The organism is Christiangramia sp. (assembly GCF_029937855.1).
In the GTDB taxonomy this organism is placed as follows: Bacteria; Bacteroidota; Bacteroidia; order Flavobacteriales; family Flavobacteriaceae; genus Christiangramia.
Map to the genome: position 1 here is coordinate 1 of NZ_JAPYPC010000080.1, position 1,104 is coordinate 1,104.

Sequence of the window (1,104 nt, forward strand, 5' to 3'; positions counted from 1 at the left end):
AGGCGCTGCAATCCTCTTTTTCGGTTGTGCTCATCTTTTGCCGCTCGATTGTTCGCATAGGTAACAATCAGACGGGTTTTTTCAGCCTTTGGTATTTTGATCATCTGGCCATCAGTAAGCTTTTTTGCCAGTATCTGTTTTTTTATTTTTTCTGGTTCGTTTTTTAGCCTTGCCCCAATGATATATTGGTAACCTTTTTCTTCAAGGGCCAAGATGTTGGAATTTGACAATAAGCCAGCATCGGCAACAATCACAGGTTTTTCCAAATTAAATTTTGCTGTTGTTTTTTCTATGAATGGGATCAAAGTATGTCCTTCATAAATATTGCCTTCGAAAATATCATAGCCAATGGCATAGCCTCCAAGCCCCACCAACAAACCAAGAAAAACCTGGGGGTTCTGATGCTTCCCATCCTTACTGAAGCCTGCTTTTCTAAGATCATCCTCATCGCTGGCCTCAAAATAAAGTGTGGTCATATCATAGAAGACAATACTGATCTTACCTCCAAGAACTTTTAAAGTATGTGCAAAAGAAATCTGCTCAGCCTGTATTTTTAAACGGTCATTGAGCTTGTCCAGGAAACGATATACAGCATCTATATCCAGCCTTACACCTTGAAACCGGTACAGGTATTCAATAGTCTTTAATTTGCTCAAAGGGAAGGCCAATCTGGCAATCACCAAATGGCGAAACAGATCTTCATTGATCTCATTAAAACCGATGCTGTCATATATTTTTCCAAAAATAATTTCCGGGCCCACGGTTTTAATACTGGCATTGCCCAAAGCTTCAAATAACTGCTCTACAACAATATCATTTTCTGAAACAAACAATTTTCCCTGAGCCTCCAGTCTTTCTATTTCCTGCTTTCCCAGGAAAACAAGTTTTTGGATCTCCTGCTCATTGCTACCGCTGCCAATAGACTTAACAACCTTGTATTTCCCTCTTTCTTTGGAAATAATTTGTACCGATATACTACCAGAACGATTCTTTAATCTTCTTAAAAACATCCTCAAAAATAGGCTTGCAACACCCATTTTCAAAATTCATTCCAGTAAAATCAATGCATCCCAAGCTGTTTTTTAAAAAGTGCGGAAGACAGGA

At 38.8% G+C, this 1,104-nt stretch carries 1 protein-coding gene; it reads right to left on the minus strand.

Features of this window, described 5'->3' with window-relative positions:
* Positions 1-1,010, minus strand: a 1,010-nt coding sequence (locus Q1K34_RS17970) for an IS1634 family transposase (protein WP_300442128.1), incomplete at its 3' end; no start/stop codon positions are given.
* Between the last annotated feature and the right edge of the window lie 94 nt (positions 1,011-1,104).